This is a genomic window from Streptomyces sp. NPDC088261 (assembly GCF_044740805.1).
Lineage (GTDB): Bacteria > Actinomycetota > Actinomycetes > Streptomycetales > Streptomycetaceae > Streptomyces.
In genome coordinates this window covers 166,439-185,699 of sequence record NZ_JBIURL010000008.1, presented here as the reverse complement: position 1 = coordinate 185,699, position 19,261 = coordinate 166,439, and the positions used below count along the sequence as shown (strand labels likewise).

Annotated in this window: 19 protein-coding genes; 7 read left to right on the top strand and 12 right to left on the bottom strand. The window is 73.8% G+C overall.

Annotated elements, in window-relative coordinates; genetic code table 11:
• The first annotated feature begins 382 nt into the window (after positions 1 to 382).
• The 3 genes from ACIODU_RS17950 to ACIODU_RS17940 all read left to right on the top strand — a co-directional run bounded on the left by ACIODU_RS17950 (position 383) and on the right by ACIODU_RS17940 (position 5,014).
• Positions 383 to 799, top strand: a complete 417-nt coding sequence (locus tag ACIODU_RS17950; RefSeq protein ID WP_401768507.1) for an ATP-binding protein — start codon at positions 383 to 385, stop codon at positions 797 to 799.
• Between the two features lie 391 nt (positions 800 to 1,190).
• A complete protein-coding gene (locus tag ACIODU_RS17945) occupies positions 1,191 to 1,547 on the top strand; it encodes a DoxX family protein (RefSeq protein ID WP_356422894.1) in 357 nt (118 codons plus the stop codon).
• A gap of 65 nt (positions 1,548 to 1,612) precedes the next feature.
• Positions 1,613 to 5,014: a BTAD domain-containing putative transcriptional regulator gene (locus ACIODU_RS17940; RefSeq protein WP_401768505.1), complete on the top strand. Its 3,402-nt coding sequence runs from the start codon at positions 1,613 to 1,615 to the stop codon at positions 5,012 to 5,014.
• 20 nt (positions 5,015 to 5,034) lie between these two features.
• Here ACIODU_RS17940 and ACIODU_RS17935 read toward each other — a convergent pair whose 3' ends face one another.
• Both ACIODU_RS17935 and ACIODU_RS17930 read right to left on the bottom strand, forming a co-directional pair.
• On the bottom strand, positions 5,035 to 6,072 hold the full coding sequence (locus ACIODU_RS17935; RefSeq protein WP_401768503.1) for a siderophore-interacting protein: 1,038 nt from the start codon (positions 6,070 to 6,072) through the stop codon (positions 5,035 to 5,037).
• Between the two features lie 68 nt (positions 6,073 to 6,140).
• A complete protein-coding gene (locus ACIODU_RS17930) occupies positions 6,141 to 7,001 on the bottom strand; it encodes an ABC transporter substrate-binding protein (RefSeq protein ID WP_401768501.1) in 861 nt (286 codons plus the stop codon).
• Positions 7,002 to 7,222: 221 nt separating this feature from the next.
• On the opposite strand from ACIODU_RS17930, the gene ACIODU_RS17925 reads away from it, so the two are divergent.
• The gene (locus ACIODU_RS17925) at positions 7,223 to 7,708 is read left to right on the top strand and encodes a TrkA C-terminal domain-containing protein (protein WP_356422882.1); all 486 of its coding nucleotides are present in this window, start codon (positions 7,223 to 7,225) and stop codon (positions 7,706 to 7,708) included.
• Positions 7,709 to 7,714: 6 nt separating this feature from the next.
• A complete protein-coding gene (locus ACIODU_RS17920; RefSeq protein WP_401768499.1) occupies positions 7,715 to 8,980 on the top strand; it encodes a cation:proton antiporter in 1,266 nt (421 codons plus the stop codon).
• Between the two features lie 72 nt (positions 8,981 to 9,052).
• Here ACIODU_RS17920 and ACIODU_RS17915 read toward each other — a convergent pair whose 3' ends face one another.
• From ACIODU_RS17915 to dhaK, 5 genes are all read right to left on the bottom strand, one after another.
• Positions 9,053 to 9,628, bottom strand: a complete 576-nt coding sequence (locus tag ACIODU_RS17915; protein ID WP_401768497.1) for a TerD family protein — start codon at positions 9,626 to 9,628, stop codon at positions 9,053 to 9,055.
• A 157-nt stretch (positions 9,629 to 9,785) separates the two neighbouring features.
• On the bottom strand, positions 9,786 to 11,342 hold the full coding sequence (locus ACIODU_RS17910) for an SDR family oxidoreductase (RefSeq protein ID WP_401768495.1): 1,557 nt from the start codon (positions 11,340 to 11,342) through the stop codon (positions 9,786 to 9,788).
• A gap of 75 nt (positions 11,343 to 11,417) precedes the next feature.
• On the bottom strand, positions 11,418 to 11,828 hold the full coding sequence (locus ACIODU_RS17905) for a PTS fructose transporter subunit IIA (protein ID WP_356422872.1): 411 nt from the start codon (positions 11,826 to 11,828) through the stop codon (positions 11,418 to 11,420).
• Positions 11,825 to 12,454, bottom strand: coding sequence for a dihydroxyacetone kinase subunit DhaL (gene dhaL / locus ACIODU_RS17900; protein WP_401768492.1), 630 nt, complete (start codon positions 12,452 to 12,454; stop codon positions 11,825 to 11,827). The genes ACIODU_RS17905 and dhaL overlap by 4 nt, the downstream gene beginning before the upstream one ends.
• Positions 12,455 to 12,515: 61 nt before the next feature.
• The gene (dhaK, locus tag ACIODU_RS17895; protein WP_356422866.1) at positions 12,516 to 13,508 is read right to left on the bottom strand and encodes a dihydroxyacetone kinase subunit DhaK; all 993 of its coding nucleotides are present in this window, start codon (positions 13,506 to 13,508) and stop codon (positions 12,516 to 12,518) included.
• A 326-nt stretch (positions 13,509 to 13,834) separates the two neighbouring features.
• Between dhaK and ACIODU_RS17890 the strand changes: the two genes are divergently transcribed.
• Positions 13,835 to 14,422 (top strand): hypothetical protein, encoded by a 588-nt coding sequence (locus ACIODU_RS17890; protein ID WP_401768490.1) that lies wholly within the window; start codon positions 13,835 to 13,837, stop codon positions 14,420 to 14,422.
• A 94-nt stretch (positions 14,423 to 14,516) separates the two neighbouring features.
• On the opposite strand, the gene ACIODU_RS17885 is transcribed toward ACIODU_RS17890, so the two are convergent.
• From ACIODU_RS17885 to ACIODU_RS17875, 3 genes are all read right to left on the bottom strand, one after another.
• The gene (locus ACIODU_RS17885; RefSeq protein ID WP_401768489.1) at positions 14,517 to 14,729 is read right to left on the bottom strand and encodes a hypothetical protein; all 213 of its coding nucleotides are present in this window, start codon (positions 14,727 to 14,729) and stop codon (positions 14,517 to 14,519) included.
• Between the two features lie 252 nt (positions 14,730 to 14,981).
• Positions 14,982 to 15,281, bottom strand: coding sequence for an AzlD domain-containing protein (locus ACIODU_RS17880; RefSeq protein ID WP_401768487.1), 300 nt, complete (start codon positions 15,279 to 15,281; stop codon positions 14,982 to 14,984).
• A complete protein-coding gene (locus ACIODU_RS17875) occupies positions 15,278 to 16,102 on the bottom strand; it encodes an AzlC family ABC transporter permease (RefSeq protein WP_401768485.1) in 825 nt (274 codons plus the stop codon). The genes ACIODU_RS17880 and ACIODU_RS17875 overlap by 4 nt, the downstream gene beginning before the upstream one ends.
• 62 nt (positions 16,103 to 16,164) lie before the next feature.
• Here ACIODU_RS17875 and ACIODU_RS17870 point away from each other — a divergent pair, with 62 nt between their 5' ends.
• On the top strand, positions 16,165 to 16,815 hold the full coding sequence (locus ACIODU_RS17870) for a CGNR zinc finger domain-containing protein (protein ID WP_401768483.1): 651 nt from the start codon (positions 16,165 to 16,167) through the stop codon (positions 16,813 to 16,815).
• Between the two features lie 82 nt (positions 16,816 to 16,897).
• On the opposite strand, the gene ACIODU_RS17865 is transcribed toward ACIODU_RS17870, so the two are convergent.
• Both ACIODU_RS17865 and ACIODU_RS17860 read right to left on the bottom strand, forming a co-directional pair.
• The gene (locus tag ACIODU_RS17865; protein ID WP_401768481.1) at positions 16,898 to 18,025 is read right to left on the bottom strand and encodes an acyl-CoA dehydrogenase family protein; all 1,128 of its coding nucleotides are present in this window, start codon (positions 18,023 to 18,025) and stop codon (positions 16,898 to 16,900) included.
• 80 nt (positions 18,026 to 18,105) lie between these two features.
• Entirely contained in the window at positions 18,106 to 19,260 is a 1,155-nt protein-coding gene (locus ACIODU_RS17860) for an acyl-CoA dehydrogenase family protein (protein ID WP_356422846.1), read from the bottom strand.
• Position 19,261 lies beyond the last annotated feature (1 nt).

Genomic DNA, 19,261 nt, shown 5'->3' with positions numbered 1-19,261 from the left:
CCGCGGCATCGCCCGGCGCGGCGCCGAGCGGCTGACGAGGACACGCTCGCGTACGGTCTCGTCCACGGCGAACCGGGCCCCGGCCACGTGCTGATCGACCCGGATGGGTGGCCGGTGCTCCTCGGCATTCGAGGGCCTCAAGCACTTCGACGCCGAGTGGGAGCACGCCTTCAGCCGGGGCCTGTAACACCTGTACCACGCACGCGCGTTCCTCACGCCGCGCGGGACCGGTTGATCCCGGGTCCCCGGCACCCCGGGCGAGCGGGCGGTGATTGCCGATCACGGTGTCCGGGAATCAGGAGGGGGACAGACCGGTCGCCGGACAGGCGTTGGCCGTCCCCGGAGGGGCACGCGCCGGTCCCTCACGAAGGGAGTGGTTTCGATGCGTGCGTACGGGCATGCCCGACGGCGTGCCGCACGTGCCACGTACAGCCTGCCGCGGTCGGACTCGTCCGCCCGCTGGGCGCGGCACCTGACGGCCACCTACCTGAACCGCGGCTGCGGCGAGAAGGTCTCACGGGACCAGGTGGACGACGCGACCCTGGTCGTCTCCGAACTCGTCACGAACGCCACCCGGCACGGCCGGAGCGGCTGCCGTCTCCAACTCAGCGTGGACCGGGGGCGGGTCACGGTCGAGGTGCACGACAACAGTCCCCTGCGACCCCGGTTGTCCCCGGCGGACACGCTGGCCGAGGGAGGCAGAGGGATGACGCTGGTACGTGAACTCTCCCGCCGCCTCTCGGTGTTGGGCGCCCCGGGCGGCGGCAAGACCGTACAGGCGGTCCTCCTCGCCTGCTGACGTGGCCGTTAGCACCCCGCTGTAGCCTCGGCGCCATGAAACCGGGGGAGGGCGAGGACACGCCCTAGAGTCCGGGCCGGGCGGGGCTCACCGCCCGAATTCTGGGCCGCGCTGACGGCGGCCGGCGAACCGCTGGCGGCCCAGGACGGCCCGGACCGGGCCGAGGTGAGGGCGGGGCTGGAGCGCTGCCGCAGCCGGCTCGCCGCCCTCGGTGCGGAATAGGGTCGACGGGCCGGCGTCGACCGATCGACGCACCGATTTCCCGAACCGATTCCCCGAATCGATTTCCGGAACCGATGTCACGAAACGGGTGGCTGGAGCGTCTACGGGGAGAACGGCGTCCCACGAGGGATCGCCCAGCAGCACCACGCCCCGCAGATACGGAGAAATCGTGTTCGCCGCCTATGTAACGGTCACCCTTCTCGGCGCGGTCTTCAACGGTGCCGCCGCCGTCACCTACCTGATCGGCCACGAATACCCGAAGACCCAGGCGGACATGAAGGGCATCCCCCGGAAGTGGGTGCCGGTGCTGGGCCTGCTGCTGGCGGCGGGCACCGTGGGGCTGCTGGCCGGGCTCGCCGTTCCCCTCCTGGGCACCCTCGCCGCCTCCGGCCTGGTGCTGTACTTCATCGGCGCGATCATCGCCCACCTGCGGGTGGGCTCCCGCAACATAGCGGGCGGCATCGTCTTCCTCGCCACCGCGGCCGCCGTCCTGGCCCTGGGCCTGGCCCACCACGGCGGTCGGTGAGCCGGCCTTTCCCGTCCGCGGCCCCACCCCGCCGCCGACCGCCCCGGAGCGGGGACAATGGGCGGGTGACCCACCGCTATCGCGTCCTCGGCGCCACCCGGGCCCTGCGTCCCGACGGGACGGAGGTACGGCTCAGCGGGGCGCGGCTGCGCGCGCTGCTCACCGCCCTCGCGGGGGCCGGGGGGCGTGCGGTCGGCACCGGTGAGCTGGTCGCCCAGGTGTGGGGAGAGGACGAGGAGCGGCCCGCCGACGCGGTGGGCGCGCTGCAAGCGCTGGTCGGGCGGCTCAGGCGGGCCCTGGGCGGCGAGGCCGTGGCCTCCGCGCCGGGCGGCTACCGGCTCGTCGCGGGGCGCGACAGCGTCGACCTCTTCCGCTTCGAGCGGCTGGCCGCCGACGGTGCCGCCGCTCTGCGCGAGGACGACCCCGAGCGCGCCCTGACGCTGCTGGACGAGGGCCTCGCGCTCTGGGACGGGCCCGCCCTCGCGGACCTGCCGGGGCGGGTGTCCGACCCTCTGGCCGTACGGGCGGAACAGCGCCGCGCCGCGGCCCGCCGCGACCGGCTGGCCGCCGAGGTGGCTCGGGGCAGGCCGGAGCGGGCCCTGGCCGGTCTCGCGGCCCTCGCCGCCGGAGCGCCGCTGGACGAGCCCCTGCACGCCCTGCGGATCAGGGCGCTGCGCGCGGCCGGCCGGCCCGCCGAGGCGCTTCAGGCGTACGACGGGGTACGGACCGTCCTCGCCACCCGCCTCGGCACCGACCCGGGCCCCGAACTGCGCGCCCTGCACGCCGAGCTGCTGGCAGGCGACGCACCCCCGAGCCCCGCACCCCGTACCACCCCCAACCCCAACTCCAACCCCCACCCCCACCCCACTCCCCGTACCACCACCCCGGTCGGCAACCTCCGGGCCGGACTCACCTCCTTCCTCGGTCGGGAAGCGGAACTCGCCGCTCTCGGAGCCGAGTTGACCACCGCACGCCTGGTCACCCTGATCGGCGCGGGCGGTGCGGGCAAGACCCGGCTGTCCCTGGAGGTGGCCCGCGCGGCGGCCACCCGCGCGCACCCCCCGAGTCCGGACGGCAGGGCGTGGCCCGATGGTGTGTGGGTCGTCGAGTTGGCGCCCGTGCGGGAGGCCTCGGCCGTGGCCGAGGCGGTCCTGACCGTGCTGGGTGCCCGCCAAACCGCGGTGCAGGGATCGCCCGGGGTACGGGGCACGGCCGCCGTCGCGCCCCCGTCGGACCCCCTCGACCAGTTGGCCGAGCACTGCGGGCAGCGCCGCATGCTCCTCCTGCTGGACAACTGCGAGCACGTGATCGGCGCCGCCGCCGGCCTGGCCGAGGCCCTCCTCACCCGGTGCCCCGGCGTCACCGTCCTCGCCACCAGCCGCGAACCGCTGGGCGTGCCGGGGGAGTCCGTACGCCCCGTCGAGCCGCTGCCCCAGGACGTCGCCCTGCGGCTCCTCGCCGAACGCGGCGCCGCCGGCCGCCCCGGCTTCCGCGTCACCGACGACCCCGACGCCTGCGCCGAGATCTGCCGCAGGCTCGACGGCCTCCCGCTCGCCCTCGAACTGGCCGCCGCCCGCCTGCGGGCGCTCGACCCCCGGCAGATCGCCGACCGGCTGGACGACCGGTTCCGCCTCCTCGGCACCGGCAGCGGCAGCCGCACCGTCCTGCCCCGGCAGCAGACCCTGCGGGCCGTCGTCGACTGGTCCTGGGACCTGCTCGCCGAGGACGAGCGGGCGGTCCTGCGCCGCCTGTCCGTCTTCTCCGGTGGCTGCTCCCTCGCGGAGGCCGAGGCGGTCTGCGCCACCCCCGACACGCTCTCCCTGCTGGCCTCCCTCGTGGACAAGTCCCTCGTCGTCGCCGCCACCGGATCCCGGACCGGCCCGGCCCCCGCCGGCATGCGCTACCGCCTCCTGGAGACCGTCGGCGAGTACGCGGCCGAACGCCTCGCCGAGTCGGGCGAGCGGGAGGCCGTCGAACGCCGCCACCTCGCCGCGTACCGCGAACTGGTCCGTGTCGGGGACCCGGAGCTGCGGGGCCGGGGACAGACCCACTGGCTGGGCGTCTTCGAGCGCGAACACGACAACGTCCGGGCCGCGTTGCGCACCGCCGTGGACCACAAGGAGGAGCAGGAGGCGCTCTGCCTCGTCCTCGCCATGAGCTGGTTCTGGCAGCTGCGCAACCACCGCGCCGACGCCCTCGCCTGGTCCTCCGCCGTCGCCGCCCTCGGCCCCGACCCCTTCGAGGAGCCCGTACGGCCCGCCGTACCGCTGACCGAGCCGTGCACGGCCCTGCCGCCGCCCTGGTCGGAGGACCAGGTGTGGGAAGCCCGCCGGGGGATACGGCTGATCCTCCTCGCCGGCTCCGACGACGGCGCCCTCACCGCGGACGGGCCCGGCCCCCGGTCCCGGCTGCGCGCGATCGTGTCGGCGTACGGCCCCGGGCTGCCGCAGAACTGCCGCCAGCCCGGCACGACCTGGTTCTTCGCCCGGCTGATGACGGGAGACCTCCCCGGCATCACGGAGACGATGGAGGAACTGGTCCTGGCCTCCCGGGCCCAGGGCGACAGCTGGCACCTCGGCCTGGCGCTGATGCTGCGCGCGAAACTCCTCAACGACCGTACGGAGGGTTTGATCCGCTCCGGCCTCGACGCCGACGAGGCACTGGCCCTCTTCGAGCGGGCCGGCGACCTCTACGCCATCGCCGAATCCCTGTCGGCGCGCGCCGAGACCCACGAACGACAGGGCCGGCACGAGGCAGCCGCCACCGACCTCGCACGCGCGATGGAATGCTGCGCACGGATCGGGGCCCACGGCCAGATCCCGCTGTTCAAGGCGCGGTTGGCGTCCGTACGGCTCGACGCGGCCGGCGCCGCCGGAGACCAGGACGCGGCGCGGCGCGCCGAGGAGCTGCTGGTCGAAGCGGTCGAGGAGAACGCCGTGCACTTCGGCCAGACCGCCGGCACGTCCCGGCTGCTGCTGGCCCGGCGCTACGGACGCACCGGCCGCACGGACCTCGCACGCGCGCAGCTGCGCACCCTGGAGGAGGAGAACCCGTACGCCCGCCGGGCCCTCTTCGGTGGCATGGTCGCGGGTCTGCACGGCTGGCTGGACTGCCTGGAAGGGGAATACGACCGCGCCCTGGACCATCTGCGCCTGGCTCTCGCGCGCTTCGACCGGCTGGTGTTCCTGGTCGCGCCGCATCTGATCGTCAGTCAACTCCCCAGCGCGGCCTGGGCCACGGCACGGCTGGGCGAACCGGAGGCCGGGGCGCGGCTGCTGGGCGCCCACGCGCGCCACACCGAACTGCCGGAAGGCATCGGCCTGCACCCCTTTCCGCCGGCCTCCGACACCGAGATCCAGGGGCACGCGGAGGCGGTCGTACGCGCGGCACTGGACGGCCCGGCCTACGCCCGCGCCCACGCCGAGGGCCGCGACCTCACGGTGAAGGAGGCCGCGGCCCTCATCTGACGCGCTGTGCCGCTGCTCCGTCAGGAACCCTGTCGCCCGGGCGGCGCGGACGCCTCGGCGGCGATCCCCGCGTCCGCCAGCCGCTCGCGCGCCTCGGCGAGATCCGCCTCCGTCGGCGCGTCGTCCTGCGAGAGGCTGCGCCGCCAGTACCCGGTGAAGTCGACCGCCCGCCGGCCGAACCCGCGCTCCTCGACCAGATGGCGCCGCAGCGCCCGTACGGCACCGGCCTCACCGCCGAGCCAGGCGTGCGCCGAGCCCTCCGGGAACACCACGTCACGCACCGCCCGTACCAGCGGCCCCCGCGGCCCGGACGGCGCCCGGCCCCGATGCAGCCAGTGCACGGTCACGTCCCCCGCCGTCGCGAACCGCTGCTCCTCCGCCGCGTCCACGACCTCGGCGAAGACCACCGCGCGGGCCCCGGCGGGCAGCGCCTCCACGATCGTGCCGATCGCGGGGAGCGCCGTCTCGTCCCCGGCCAGCAGCAGCCAGTCCGTCGTCCCCAGCGGCAGGGGCGTCGCGAAGTACGCCGAGGGGCCGAACATCCCGAGCACGTCGCCCGGGGCGGCCGACCGCGCCCACCGCGTCGCGGGCCCTGCCTCCCCGGCCCCGAGCCCGGCCCCGAGCCCGGCCCCGAACCCGGCGTCCGCCCCGCTCTCGTCCCTGGTCCCACCCCCGTCGCCATCGTCATCGTCCCCGTGCAGCACGAAATCGACGCAGATCGTGCCCAGGGCCGGGTCGTGCGAGCGGATCGTGTAGCTGCGCGCCCAGGGCCGCTCGGCCTCCGGGATCGCCTGGAAGGCCCCGTACCACCGCATCACGTCCTGCTCCGGGCCAGCCGCCCCGCTCGCGGGCAGCCGGGGGACCCGCTGCCCGGCCCTCGGGAAGTACAGCTTCACCTGCTGGTCGGGGCCCGCCAAAGCGAAATCGCCGAGGTCGGGGCCGCCGAAGGTGACCCGGACCATGCGCGGGGAAAGCCGTACGACACCGGTGACCTCGACGGTCCGTACGGGCAGCGCCCGGGGCGCGGCGGCGGGCGGCCTGTCTGCGTTCTCTGTCATACGGGCCACGCTGGCAGCCCGCGCCGACACGCCGCCGACAGCCTGCCGACACCGGGCCGGTGCCGCGGCTACAGGGCCGCCGCGACCGCGTCGAGGAACCGCGCGTGCGCGCGGTGGCTGCACGGCGCCTCCGGGTTCCACGCCACGATCCGCGCCCGCTCCTCCAGCGCGCGCCAGGCGGGGTGGGACCGCAGGCTCTCGCGCGGAGCCGCGTTCACCCGTACGTCGGCCAGGACGACGTCCGGCTCCAGCGCGGCCGCCTCCGCCCACTCGACCGTGCGCCAGTTGGTCCCCGCGCCCTCCGCCGGGTCGATCAACGACACGCCGAGCTCGGTGAGGTCACGCAGGTCGGGCCAGGTCGACGGCCGTGCCAGGTAGGCCGTTTCGGGTCCCGCCGCGGACAGGGCCAGCACCCGGGGGCCGCCGGCCCGGCCCGTGAGCGTACGGACGGCCGCCTCCGCGTGCGCCAGCTCCGCCTCGGCGGGCCCGTGCGGAGCGTGCAGTGCGCGGGCCAGTTCCGTGAACCGGTCCCTGATCCCGCCGAGGGAACGGTCCTTGCCCACGTCCAGGACCACCACCGGGACCTGCTCCTCCAGGTGTTTGGCCGCCTCGGGGTCGATGCCGTACACCTGCCCGCCCCCGTAGCTGACGGCGACCACCAGATCGGGCTCCGCCGCGACGAGCGCGTCCAGGTCGACGGCGCTGCCCGCGCCGAAGGAGACCAGCCCGGCGAGCGGCAGGTCGCCCGCCTTCGCCGGGTCGGGCGCCTCGCCGTCGTGGTGGGAGCCGAAGATGCCCAGCGGACGCAGCCCGTGGTCCCACAGCGTCGCGCCGGCCTGTATGTACGCGGCCACCCGTGCGGGGTGACCGGGCGTCACGGTCAGGTGGCCACGGTCGTCCGTGAACTCCCAGCTGTTGCTCGAGTCCATGCCTCGCCTCGTTCCGCTCGTGTCGGTGCGGTGTTCGGTATCGGTACAGGACGTCCGTACGGATGTGTGTGCGGTCGCCACCCACTCTCTGCCCATCCGGGAGCCCGCGGACTCCCACCGCGCCTGTCCGTGCTCCCCCATGAGGGAGAATGTGTGTTCGGGCGGCGGTGGGAGCAGCCGCCGCCCGTACGCCCGCCGACCCGTCCCCAGGGAGCGTTCCGATGAAACCCGCCGCTCATGTCCGCAAGACCGCCCTGCCCGGCGTCGGTACCCGCTACGACCTCAACACCGAGGCGGGCGCCCATCTTTCGGTCGTCGTGCACCAGGACGGCCGGCGCATCATCTCCTTCCACGACCCGGAGGACGACGACGCCTGCAAGGACGCGGCCGCCCTCGCGCCGCCCGAGGCGACCGCGCTGTCCGCGCTCCTGACCCCCGACCCCGTCGCCCACCTCCACCAGCACCTGGAGATCGACCTCGTCACGGAGCACATCCCGGTCGGCAAGAGGTCCCCGTACGCGGGCCGCACCCTTGGCGCCACCCAGGCCCGCACCCGCACCGGCGCGTCGATCGTCGCCGTCCTGCGCCGTACCGACGCCTTCCCCTCACCCGCCCCGGACTTCCGCTTCGCCCTCGGCGACACGCTCGTCGTCGTCGGGACGCGCGAAGGCGTCGACGCCGTGGCCGAACTGATCACCGGAGGATGACCGCCCGTGCATGACACCACCCCGCTGCTCATCGAACTCGGCTCCATCATCCTGGGGTTGGGCATCCTCGGCCGGCTCGCCGGACGGATCGGGTTCTCGCCCATCCCGCTCTACCTGCTCGCCGGACTCGCCTTCGGCCACGGCGGTCTGATCCCGCTCGACGCGAGCGAGGAATTCGTCGCCACGGGCGCGGAGATCGGCGTCATCCTGCTGCTGCTCCTGCTGGGCCTGGAGTACAGCGCCTCGGAACTGGTCACCAACCTCAAGACCCAGTACCCCTCGGGGATCGTCGACCTGCTGCTCAACGCCGTGCCCGGCGCCGTCGCCGCGCTGCTCCTCGGCTGGGGCCCGGTCGCGGCCGTGGCGCTGGCCGGAGTCACCTGGATCTCGTCGTCGGGGGTGATCGCCAAGGTCCTCGGCGACCTCGGCAGGCTCGGCAACCGCGAGACCCCCGTCATCCTCGGCGTGCTGGTCATCGAGGACCTCGCGATGGCCGTCTATCTGCCTCTGCTCACGGCCCTGTTGGCCGGACTGAGCCTCGCGGGCGGCTCCGTCACCCTGCTCATCTCGCTCGGCACGGTCGGCGCCGTCCTCTATCTGGCCCTGCGCCACGGCCGGTTGATCAGCCGCGCGGTCTCCTCCGACAACCCGGAGATGCTGCTCCTCGTGGTCCTCGGCCTGACCGTCCTGGTCGCCGGGATCGCCCAGGAACTCCAAGTCTCCGCCGCCGTCGGCGCGTTCCTGGTCGGTATCGCCCTGTCCGGGGAGGTCGCGAAGGGCGCGCACCACCTGCTGGCGCCGCTGCGCGACCTGTTCGCCGCGGTCTTCTTCGTCTTCTTCGGCCTCAACACCGACCCGGCCGCCATCCCGCCCGTCCTGGTCACGGCCCTCGTCCTGGCGCTCGTCACCACCGTGACGAAGATCGGCACCGGCTGGTACGCGGCGCGCCGCGCCGGAGTGCGGACGGCGGGCCGCTGGCGCACCGGCGGCACGCTGGTGGCGCGCGGTGAGTTCTCCATCGTCATCGCCGGGCTCGCGGTCGGCGTGGAGCCCCGCATCGGTCCGCTGGCGACGGCCTACGTCCTCATTCTGGTGATCCTCGGCCCCCTGGCGGCCCGTTGGACGGAACCGCTGGTGCGCAGGGTGACCCGGGGGCGCAAGCCGAAGGACGCGGCGCGGGTGCCGGCGGCGGTCCCGGCACCGGAGATTCCCGGGACACCCGGAGCGCCGGGGACGCCGGAGCAGAGCGGTGGGGTACGGGGCGCGGTCTGAGCCCCGCCGCAGCGCGGTCCGAGCCCCCCCCCGCATCCCCCGTACCCCACCGCGTCACCTCCGCGCCCGCTCTCAGACCCCGACGCCGAAGTCCGACGCGATCCCGGCGAGGCCGCTGGCGTATCCCTGGCCGACCGCGCGGAACTTCCACTCCGCGCCGTTGCGGTACAACTCGCCGAAGATCATGGCGGTTTCGGTGGCCGCGTCCTCGCTGAGGTCGTAGCGGGCCAGCTCCGCGCCGCCCGTCTGGTTGACCACCCGGATGAACGCGTTGCGGACCTGGCCGAAGCTCTGCCCGCGGTTCTCGGCGTCATGGATCGACACCGGGAAGACGATCTTGGTGACGTCGGCCGGCACGGCCGCCAGGTTCACCTTGATGGCCTCGTCGTCGCCCTCGCCCTCACCGGTGAGGTTGTCCCCGGTGTGCTCCACGGACCCGTCCGGGCTGGTGAGGTTGTTGTAGAAGACGAACTGCTGGTCCGAGCCGACCTTGCCCGACTCGCCGACCAGAATGGCGCTCGCGTCCAGGTCGTAGTCGGTGCCGGTCGTGGTCCGGACGTCCCAGCCGAGGCCGACCAGGACGGCTGTCAGCCCCGGTGCCTCCTTGCTGAGCGAGACATTGCCGCCTTTGGACAGGGAAACTCCCACGCTGCTCCTCCTGAGCTGTTCCGAGCCGTGCTGGTGCCGTACCGAAAATCTACAACAGTGTAGAAACGTTCGGGAGCCACCCGGCGGATCGGTCCGGCCGGCCCGCCCGCCCCCACGCCGGCCGACCACTCGCCTCAACGACGGCCGGCCGCTCGCCTCAACGCCGGCCGGCGCGGGTCGGCTCCCGCCGCCCCGTGGCCGAACCACCCGCCGTCCGCGTGATGTTGCGCGCCATCCCGCCGAACACGGTCGCGTGGAAGGGCGAGATGCTCCACCAGTACGCGTGCCCCAGCAGCCCCTGCGGATGGAACAGCGCCCGCTGCCGGTACACCGTCACGCCCTTCTCGTCGCGGTCCGCCCGGAGTTCGAGCCAGGCCAGCCCCGGCAGCCGCATCTCGGCCCGCAGCCGCAGCAGCCGCCCCGGCTCGATCTCCTCCACCCGCCAGAAGTCCAGCGAGTCACCCACCCGCAGGTGCTGCGCGTCCCGCCGGCCCCGGCGCAGGCCCACCCCGCCGACGAGCCGGTCGAGCCGGCCCCGTACCGCCCAGGCCAGCGGGAACGAGTACCACCCGTTGTCCCCGCCGATGCCCTCGATGACCCGCCACAGCGACTCCCGGGGCGCGTCCACGGTGAGTTCGCGCTCGTCCGTGTAGAGGCTGCCGCCGGCCCAGTCGGGGTCGGTGGGCAGCGGATCGCTCGGGGCGCCGGCCACCGAGGCGGACGTCCAGCGGGTCGACACCTGCGCCTCCTGGATACGGCGCAGCGCCAGCTCGGCGGAGCGGTCGAAGGTGAGCGGCCCGCCCGGCGGATCGGGGACGTACCGCGCGATGTCCCTCTCGTGGCACACGACTTCATGCCGCAGCGACTCCGCCAGGGGCCGGGCGATGGACGCCGGCACGGGGGTCACCAGGCCGACCCAGTGGCTCGACAGACGCGGGGTCAGCACCGGTACGGGGAGGATGAGGCGCCGGGGGAGTCCGGCGACGGCCGCGTACCGCTGCATCATGTCCCGGTACGTCAGGACGTCGGCACCGCCGATGTCGAACGCCCGGCTGACGTCGTCGGGCAGGCGCGCGCACCCGACGAGGTAGCGCAGCACGTCGCGTACGGCGATGGGCTGGAGGGACGTCCGTACCCAGCTGGGCGTCACCATCACGGGCAGCCGCTCCGTGAGGTAGCGGAGCATCTCGAACGAGGCCGAGCCGGAGCCGATGATGACGGCGGCGCGCAGGACGGCGGTCGGCACGCCGGAGTCCAGCAGGATACGGCCGACCTCGGCGCGCGAGCGCAGGTGCGGCGACAGCTCGCCCTCGGGCACACCGGCGGGGGTGAGCCCGCCCAGATACACGATCCGCCGCACCCCCGCGGCCTTCGCCTGCTGGGCGAAGGTGCGGGCGGCGCGGCGGTCGGTGGCGGCGAAGTCCTGGCCGGTGCCGAGCGCGTGCACGAGGTAGTAGGCGACGTCGATGCCCTGGAAGGCGGCCCCCAGGGAGTCGGGATCGGTGACATCACCCCGTACGATCTCCGCCCGGCCCGCCCAGGGGTGGTCGCGCAGCTTGTCCGGGGTCCGTGCCAGACAGCGCACCGTGTGCCCGGCGTCGAGCAGCTCGGGCACCAGCCTGCCGCCGATGTAGCCGGTGGCACCGGTCACGAGACAGCGCAGTCCCGGTGCCGCCGGCCCCTGCCTTTCGTCCTGATCAGATACGTCCCTCATAGGGTGAGCGTGTGCCCCGGAGCGGCGATCAGCAACGCGGCGTGCGCCGACCGGCTCTCCCCGTCTTCCGGGCGGTCACACCTTCCGGTACGCGTAGGCCTCGGCGGCGGCCGCCTCCACGGCGTCCAGGTTCCCGCCCGCGGACGAGGTGACCACGGCGGCCACCGCGCCCTCCACGAACGGCGCGTCCAGGAGCCGCGCCCCCGCGGGCAGCTCGTCACCCTCGGCGATGAGCGCCTTCACCGTCAGTACGGAGCTGCCGAGGTCCGCCAGGATCGCGACACCGGAGCCCCGGTCGACCCGCGCCGCGGCGGCGGATATGAGTTCCGAGCTGGTGCCCAGCTCCCCGCCCGGTGTGCCGCCCGCGGCGGCGACCGGGGCGAGGGGGCCGCCGCCCGCCAGGCCCAGGGCCAGTTCCGCGACGGAATCGGCGACCCTCGGGCTGTGCGACACCAGCACGATCCCCACCGGCTTCTCGATGCTCATGCCGTCGCCTCCCACGTCTCGGCGAGGGCCGCGAGGAGCAGGGCGGAGGACGTGGCTCCCGGGTCCTGGTGCCCGACGCTCCGTTCGCCCAGATAGCTGGCCCTGCCCTTGCGCGCCTGGAGCGGTACGGTCGCCAGCGCTCCGGCCTGCGCCGCCTCCGCGCCCGCGGCGAACGACGTGCCGAGCGCCTCCGTCGCGGGCTCCAGCGAGTCCAGCATCGTCTTGTCCCCGGCCTTCGCCCCGCCCAGCTGCGCCACCGCCGCCACCCCGCCGGCCAGCGCCTCGGCGAACTGCGCGGGCGTGACCTCGGCCGCGTCGCCCAGCGCCTTGCCCGTACGGCGCAGCAGCGTGCCGTACAGCGGGCCCGACGCGCCGCCCACCGTGGAGATCAGCTGCCGTCCCGCGAGGGTCAGGACGGCGCCGGGCGCCAGCGGCCCCTCCTTCTCCAGGGTGGCCGTGACGGCCCGGAACCCGCGCTGGAGGTTCGTACCGTGGTCGGCGTCACCGATGGCCGAGTCCAGCTCGGTGAGCCGGTCGGCCTCGCGCTCCACCGCCGCTCCCGCGGTCGTCAGCCAGCGGCGGAAGAAGTCGCCGTCGAGCGTGCGGCCGGATGCCTGATCGGACATGTGAACTCCTCGCGCGCGCGTCGCGTCCGTGGACGCCTTGCCCCGAACCTATAGGCCTGTCTCACCGGCCCCAGCGGAGGCCGGCGGTCTCCACCGGCGCGTCGTACAGGCGCAGCAGCTCGCCGTCGACCTGGCAGAGGGTGACGGAGCAGCCGGCCATGTCCAGGGAGGTCACGTAGTTCCCGACGAGGGTGCGGGCCACGGTGACGTTCCGCTCGGCGAGCACCCGCTGGACCTCCGCGTTGAAGCCGTACAGCTCCAGCAGCGGGGTCGCGCCCATGCCGTTCACCAGGGCCAGTACGGGCCCCTTGGGCCGCAGGTCCTCCAGGACCGCGTCCACGGCGAAGTCGGCGATCTCGCGGGAGGTCATCATCGCGCGCCGCTCGCGCCCCGGCTCCCCGTGGATGCCGATGCCCAGCTCCAGCTCGCCGTCGGGCAGGTCGAAGGTGGGGGTGCCCTTGGCGGGCGTGGTGACCGCGCTCAGGGCGACGCCGAAGGTGCGCGCGCTCTCGTTCACCTGCCGGGCGATCGCCTCGACCCGGTCCAGGGGCGCCCCCTCCTCGGCGGCGGCGCCGGCCAGCTTCTCGACGAACAGCGTGGCGCCCGTACCGCGCCGCCCGGCGGTGAAGAGGCTGTCGGTCACCGCCACGTCGTCGTTGACCAGGACTTTCGCGATCTGGATGCCTTCTTCTTCGGCCAGCTCGGCGGCCATGTCGAAGTTCAGCACGTCACCGGTGTAGTTTTTCACGATGAACAGCACCCCGGCGCCACTGTCCACGGCGGCGGCCGCGCGGACCATCTGGTCGGGTACGGGGGAGGTGAAGACCTCACCGGGACAGGCGGCGGACAGCATGCCGGGCCCGACGAACCCCCCGTGCAACGGCTCGTGCCCGGACCCTCCGCCGGACACCAGCCCCACCTTCCCGGCGACGGGCGCGTCCCCGCGCACGATGACGCGGTTCTCCACGTCGACGGTCAGTTCGGGATGCGCGGCCGCCATCCCGCGCAACGCGTCGGCGACCACGGTCTCGGGCACGTTGATCAGCATCTTCATGTGCTTCTCTCCCAGCTCGGTTGGCGGGCGCGTCCCTGACCGGGCTCCTGCTTGACCCACCCGACAGCCCACCACAGCCCACCACGTTGGCCAGGGTCGCCACACAGCGGCCCTCACACTCCATTATCGATCGAACCCGCCCACACGGCACGACCTGGGAACAGCCCGCCACCGAGCGCGAGAAAACCGACCGCCCCATCGAATGGCCCGCAGCGCGCCATCGCAGCGCCGCGGCGCTGGCATGGTCACGGCCCGCGCGCGTGGACGACGCCTCGGCGAACCTGCCGCTACTGTGCAGTTGATCATCAAAATGGAAGAGGTGGGTCATGTGGGGTAGCAAGCGGATGGCCGCTGTCCTGGTCACGGCAGCTGTGCTGTCCGCGGCCGGCTGCGGGAATTCCGATACGGCGGCGGACAGGACCGACACCGCGGCGGACAAGGCCGACACCCCGGCGGGCAGGACCAAAGGCGCCGGCACCGGCCGGAAGCCGGCGGTCATGACGGAGAAGGAGCTGCGGACGGACCTGGCGGCCGCGGTGGCCGCCGCGGGCCTGAAGCCGCTGGAGCTGCGCCCGAAGACGGAGCGACGCAGATGCCCCACCCTGAGCGGGATGGTGCGGACCACCCGCGTGCCCTCCGACGCCACAGGGGACACGTTGTTCTCCACGCTCAAGGCGCGTCACTGGAAGGAGTTGTTCCGCACCAACGAGGAGGACGTCAAAGGCGGGGCTCTGCGCATAGGCGCCTGGGAGGTCATTCTTCTGACCGGGCACGTCGACGCCGAGGAAGGGGATCCCGACTGGGATCCGTACACCTCCGAATCCTCCCCGATCACCTCACCGTCCTTCACAGGCCTCCTGGTCGACGTCCAGAACTACTGCGACGCACCTCAGGGCACGACCAAGGTCAGCTGACGAGACCCGCGGCCGGCCTCCCCGCCGACGTCCCGGATCCCAGGACGCGGTCCCGGGCCTGGGGCCTGCTTCCGGTGCGTACGGAGCCGTCCCCTCAGGCGGTGACCTCCTTGCCGTCGAACTTGCCTCCGACGCAGGAGTATCCGGTGGACGAGAACCTGTCCGCGCTGACCTCGCCGCCCCCGTAGAGGCACGCGTTCGCCGAGATCGAGGTGGTGGTCGCCCCCGCGGGGGCGGCGAGCAGGGTTCCGGAGGCCAGGACGAGTCCGGCGAGGGCGACGGTGGTACGGGCGAGGAGCACGGTCACGGGTTCACGCTTCCTTGTCTGGACGAAGCAGGCCGGCCCGGCGCCTGCCGGCACAAGGAAGCCTGACGTGGACGCGGCCGGGACGCAACGGCGTACGTGCGTTCGGTATGCCGTCCGCCACGAGAGCGAACACGGGCTGTCGACTCGATGGGGCGGGCGGGTACGCGGCCCCGGCCCGCCGGAGCACGCCCCCGTCGTCGGCGAGCCGGGCCGGCCCGTCGGCCGACGTGCCCGGGTCGGCCGGGCCCGCGACTAAAGGCGCAGGAGTGCCGTTACGGCGACCGCGGCCACCAGGGCCACGGGGAGTGGGGCCCTGCGCCACAGGAGCAGCGGGACGACCGCGAGTCCGGCGATCACGGCGAGGTCCAGGGCGCTCCAGCGGGGGCCCAGGACGTCCACGACGATGAAGCCGGCGAGCAGGGCGGGGGCGGCGAGGGCGATCACCGCCTGGGCGCGTGGGGGCAGGGTGCGCCCGCCGAAGAGGGCGGGGCCGAAGGCCTTGCAGGTGAAGCTGAGGACGGCGACGGCGCCGATGGTGAGCCAGAGAGTCATGGGGTGACCTCTTCGTCGGAGTGGGCGGGCTGCGCTGTCTTTTCCGCCATCTCGGGCCGGCCGGCCGCTTCCGCCGCTTCGGCGCCGTCCCTCTCTCCGGCCTCCTCGGGCCGGGCGGGCGGTGGGGCGGGGGCCCTGAAGAGGGCGACGAGTGCGGCGAGCGCCGCGCCCACCAGGGCGGGTCCGGCGGGCAGGACGACGATGAGGGCGGCCGCGAGTACGGCGCCGAGCAGGGCCGGCAGCCGGTTGATGCGTTCCCGGCGGACTTCGTCGAAGAGGAGCGCGACGAAGAGCGCCGGGGTGAGGACGTCCAGTCCGAGCCGGTGCAGGAGGTCGGGGTCGGGGGACACCACGACGCCCAGGGCGGTGCCCGCGACCCAGGCGGGCCACTGGATCGCGGTGGCGCCGAAAAGCAGGTACCGGTCGAACCGTCCGCCGCCGAGATGGGCGGCGGCCCATGATCCGTCGACCACCGCCTGGCCCTCGAGCGCGCGGCGGAACCGTCCGCCGCGCAGATCGCCGGCGACGGCGATGCCCATGGGGATGAACCGGCTGTTGATCAGAGCCGCGGACGTCACCGCGCTGGCGAGGCCACCGCCGGAGCCCAGGGTCGCCAGCAGCGCGAACTGGGCGGATCCCGAGAACACGATCATCGAACAGATCACGGGTGCGAGAGGGCCCCACCCCTGCGAGGTGCTGATCGCGCCGAAGCTGACGGCGAGGAAGAAGGACGCGGTCGCCAGCCCGGACCCGGTCTTGAGCCCGGAGAGGAAGCTCGCACGCCGCGAGACGGTGGCCTTCGCTGATCGGAGACTGTCCATGATTCCAGCCTAACAGTCAAAAACCTCTATGGTCGTTAGGAGAGGAGTAGAGTGGAGGCGTGATGAGTAAGCAATCGGTTCTCCGTGCCCCTGCCGTCCCGGGAAGCTCTCACGACTCCGGCGCGTCATTCGTGGGCGGCCACCCGGTACTCGACCTCGTCAACACCGTCGCCTGGCGCCTGGACCCCGCCCGCGCCGCCGACCGTGTCCAGGGCGCCGAGGCGTGGGCGCGCTGGGCGGTCGCCACCGGGCTGCTCGCCGCCGGCCGCGCGGACGCGCCGCTCCACCCACAGAAGGCGGACCCCGCGCCCACGGAGGCCGCCGTCGCGGAGCTCATGGACCTGCGCGCCACCCTCTGGCCGGTGCTGGACGCCCTCGTCGACGGCGAGGAGCCACCTGCCGCGGAGTGGGAGGCACTGCGCCGGATCCTGGTGTCGGCCCGCGAGAACGCCCCCCTGCTCCCCGCCTTCCCTCTCCGGTGGCAGTCCGGCACGGACCGCCTGGAGGATCTCCGCGACGCACTGGCGCTGCGGACGGAGGACCTGCTCAGCGGTGACGGCCTGGGCCGGGTCCGGCGGTGCGAGGGTCCCGGATGCGGCTGGTTCTTCCTGGACCGCTCCCGGAGCAGGACCCGGCGCTGGTGCAGCTCGCAGGACTGCGGCAACCGGGACCGCGCCAGGCGCCACTACTCCCGTACCCGGCAGGGCGGATGACCTGACGGCTTCGCCGACGCCCCCCGTACGAACCACCGTTCCGGTCCCGTGAATCCCGGAGGCGGAGAGCACCCCGCGCGCCTCACGCGTAGGCGCGGGCGAGGATCGGGGTGGCCAGGCGCCGGAGCTCGGTGGGCCGTCCCAGGAGCAGCGAGTCGACCGCGGCCCGCCGGTAGAAGAGCTGCGCGTCGTGTTCCTCGGTCATGCCGACCGCACCGTGCAGTTGTACGGCGTCCGTGGCCACGCGGCGCGCCAGCTCGGCCGCGCACGCCAGGGCCCGCAGGGCCGCCAGACGGGCATCCCCGTCCGTGTCGGCGAGCCAGGCCGCCTCCTCGACGAGCAGACGGGTGGCCTCGCGTTCGGTCGCCGCGTCGGCCATACGGAACGCCGGCGCCTGCTGGGAAGCGAGGGACCGCCCGAACTGGCGCCGCGTCCGCAGGTACCCGCTCGTCTCCGCCAGCGCCGCGCCCGCCAGACCCAACAGGTAGGCCGCGTGCCTGATACGGGAGCGCAGCAGCGCCCCGGCCCAGACCGCACCGGCTTCGGGGCCGCCGAGGTCGACGGTGTCGGCCACTGGCACGCCGTCGAAGTCGACCTGGTAGAAGTCCCCCCGTCCCATGTCGTCGTGACGGTGCCAGGAGACGGCCCCGTGGTCGGCGGGCACCAGGAGCAGCGCGGTCTCCCCACCGGGGCCGGTGCCGGCCAGCAGCAGCCACCGGACGTCCGGCGCGAAGGCGACAAAACGGCGCACGGCTCGCACCCGGCCCGGCTCCGTCGTGACGTCGACGGGCCCGGGACGGTCCGGCTCGTCGCCGGCCTCGGCACGGACGGCGAGGGCGGCGGCCTCGCCGTCCGCCAGGCGCGCGACGATGTCCGTCCGGTGGGCGGCGGTGGCGATGTCCACGGCGGCGGCGGTGTCCGCCCACGGGCTCTGGTACAGGGCCCCGCCGATGTGCTGGGCGAGGACGACCTGGTCCACCAGCCCGGAGCCCGGAGTGAGCGCCGGAGTGAGCCGCAGGGCGCCCAGGTCGCACAGCGTCCGCCAGACGGCCTCCCTGGCGTCGGCCGACGCCTCGTCCACGCGGGCTTCGAAGCCGGCACCCAGTTCGCGTTGGCCCATCCGGCGCAGATCGGTGACGAGTTCACTGTCGAAGAGCGAGGCGAAGGTCTGTTCGGTCCGTGTCTGTCGCTCGCTCGGGGTGAGATCCATGGAGTCTGTCCTTTACGCGATCGTGGGGGCCGGTGCGGGGACGGTGCGGGGCCGGTGCGGGGACGGTGGGGACCGTGCTCTCAGGACAGCAGCCGCAGACCCTCCGAGGCGATGAGGTAGCGCATGATCTCCGAGGTGCCGGCGGACAACGTGATCCCGGTTCCCTCACGGTGGGCCGCCTCGCGCGTACCGGTGGCACCGGACGCGTCCCACGCGCTGAGGGTCGCCTCCAGGCCGCCGGCCTCCAGCCCGTACGCGCTGATCCGCTTGAACAACTCGGTGGCGTACAGCTTCGACATGGCCGTGGAGACGCCGTCCAGGTCACCGGCCCGGATCTGGGAGATCACCCGCCAGGCCATGAGGTGCGCGGCACGCGCGTGGGCGTCGAGCTCCACCAGTTTCTGCTGGTGGGCCGGGTCGTCCAGGGAGCCGTCCGCCGCGGCACGGCGGAGGATCTCGTCGAGCAGGCGGCGGGCCTTCGCCTGGAACTCCAGGCCGGTGCGCTCCACGGGCAGGACCTCGTTGAGAACCTGCCACCCGCCGTCGACCTCTCCCACCACGTCGTCGCGGGACAGCCGTATGCCGTCGAGCGTCACGTCGCAGAACTGCTCGTCCGTCAGGTTGGGAACGGTCCGGACCTGTACACCCGGGGTGCGCAGCGGCACCAGGAAGAGGGTGATGCCGTGGAACGCGACCTCGGACTCGGTCGTACGGGCCGCGCACAGGGCGAAGTCGGCGAACTGGGTCTTGAGGCTGTAGACCTTGCGACCGTGGAGCCGCCAGCCGTCGCCGTCGGGCTCGGCCCTGGTCCGCAGCGCCGCCAGGTCGGAACCGGCCTGCGGCTCGGTGTAGAGGACGGCCGCGTTCTGCTCCCCGGACGCCAGCGCGGGCAGCAGAGCGGCCCTCTGCGCCTCGGTGCCGGCCATCATCAGCACCGATCCGACGATGTCGATACTGACGATGTGGACCAGGTCGGGAACCCGGGCGCGGATCAGCTCCTCGGTGAGGATCGACTTCTCCACCACGCCGCGCCCCAGACCCCCGTACTCCTCGGGCCAGTTGACGGCCAGCCAGCGCTTCTCGCCCAGCCAGCGGTAGACGTCCAGGTTTCCGGGCTCCTCGCGGGGCGGGAGACGGCGCACGGCGTCGGCGGCCTTGCGCACGCGGTCCTCGGCGAGGAAGGCACGGACCTCCCGGCGGAACTCCTCTTGTTCTTCGGTGAACGCGAAGCGCATC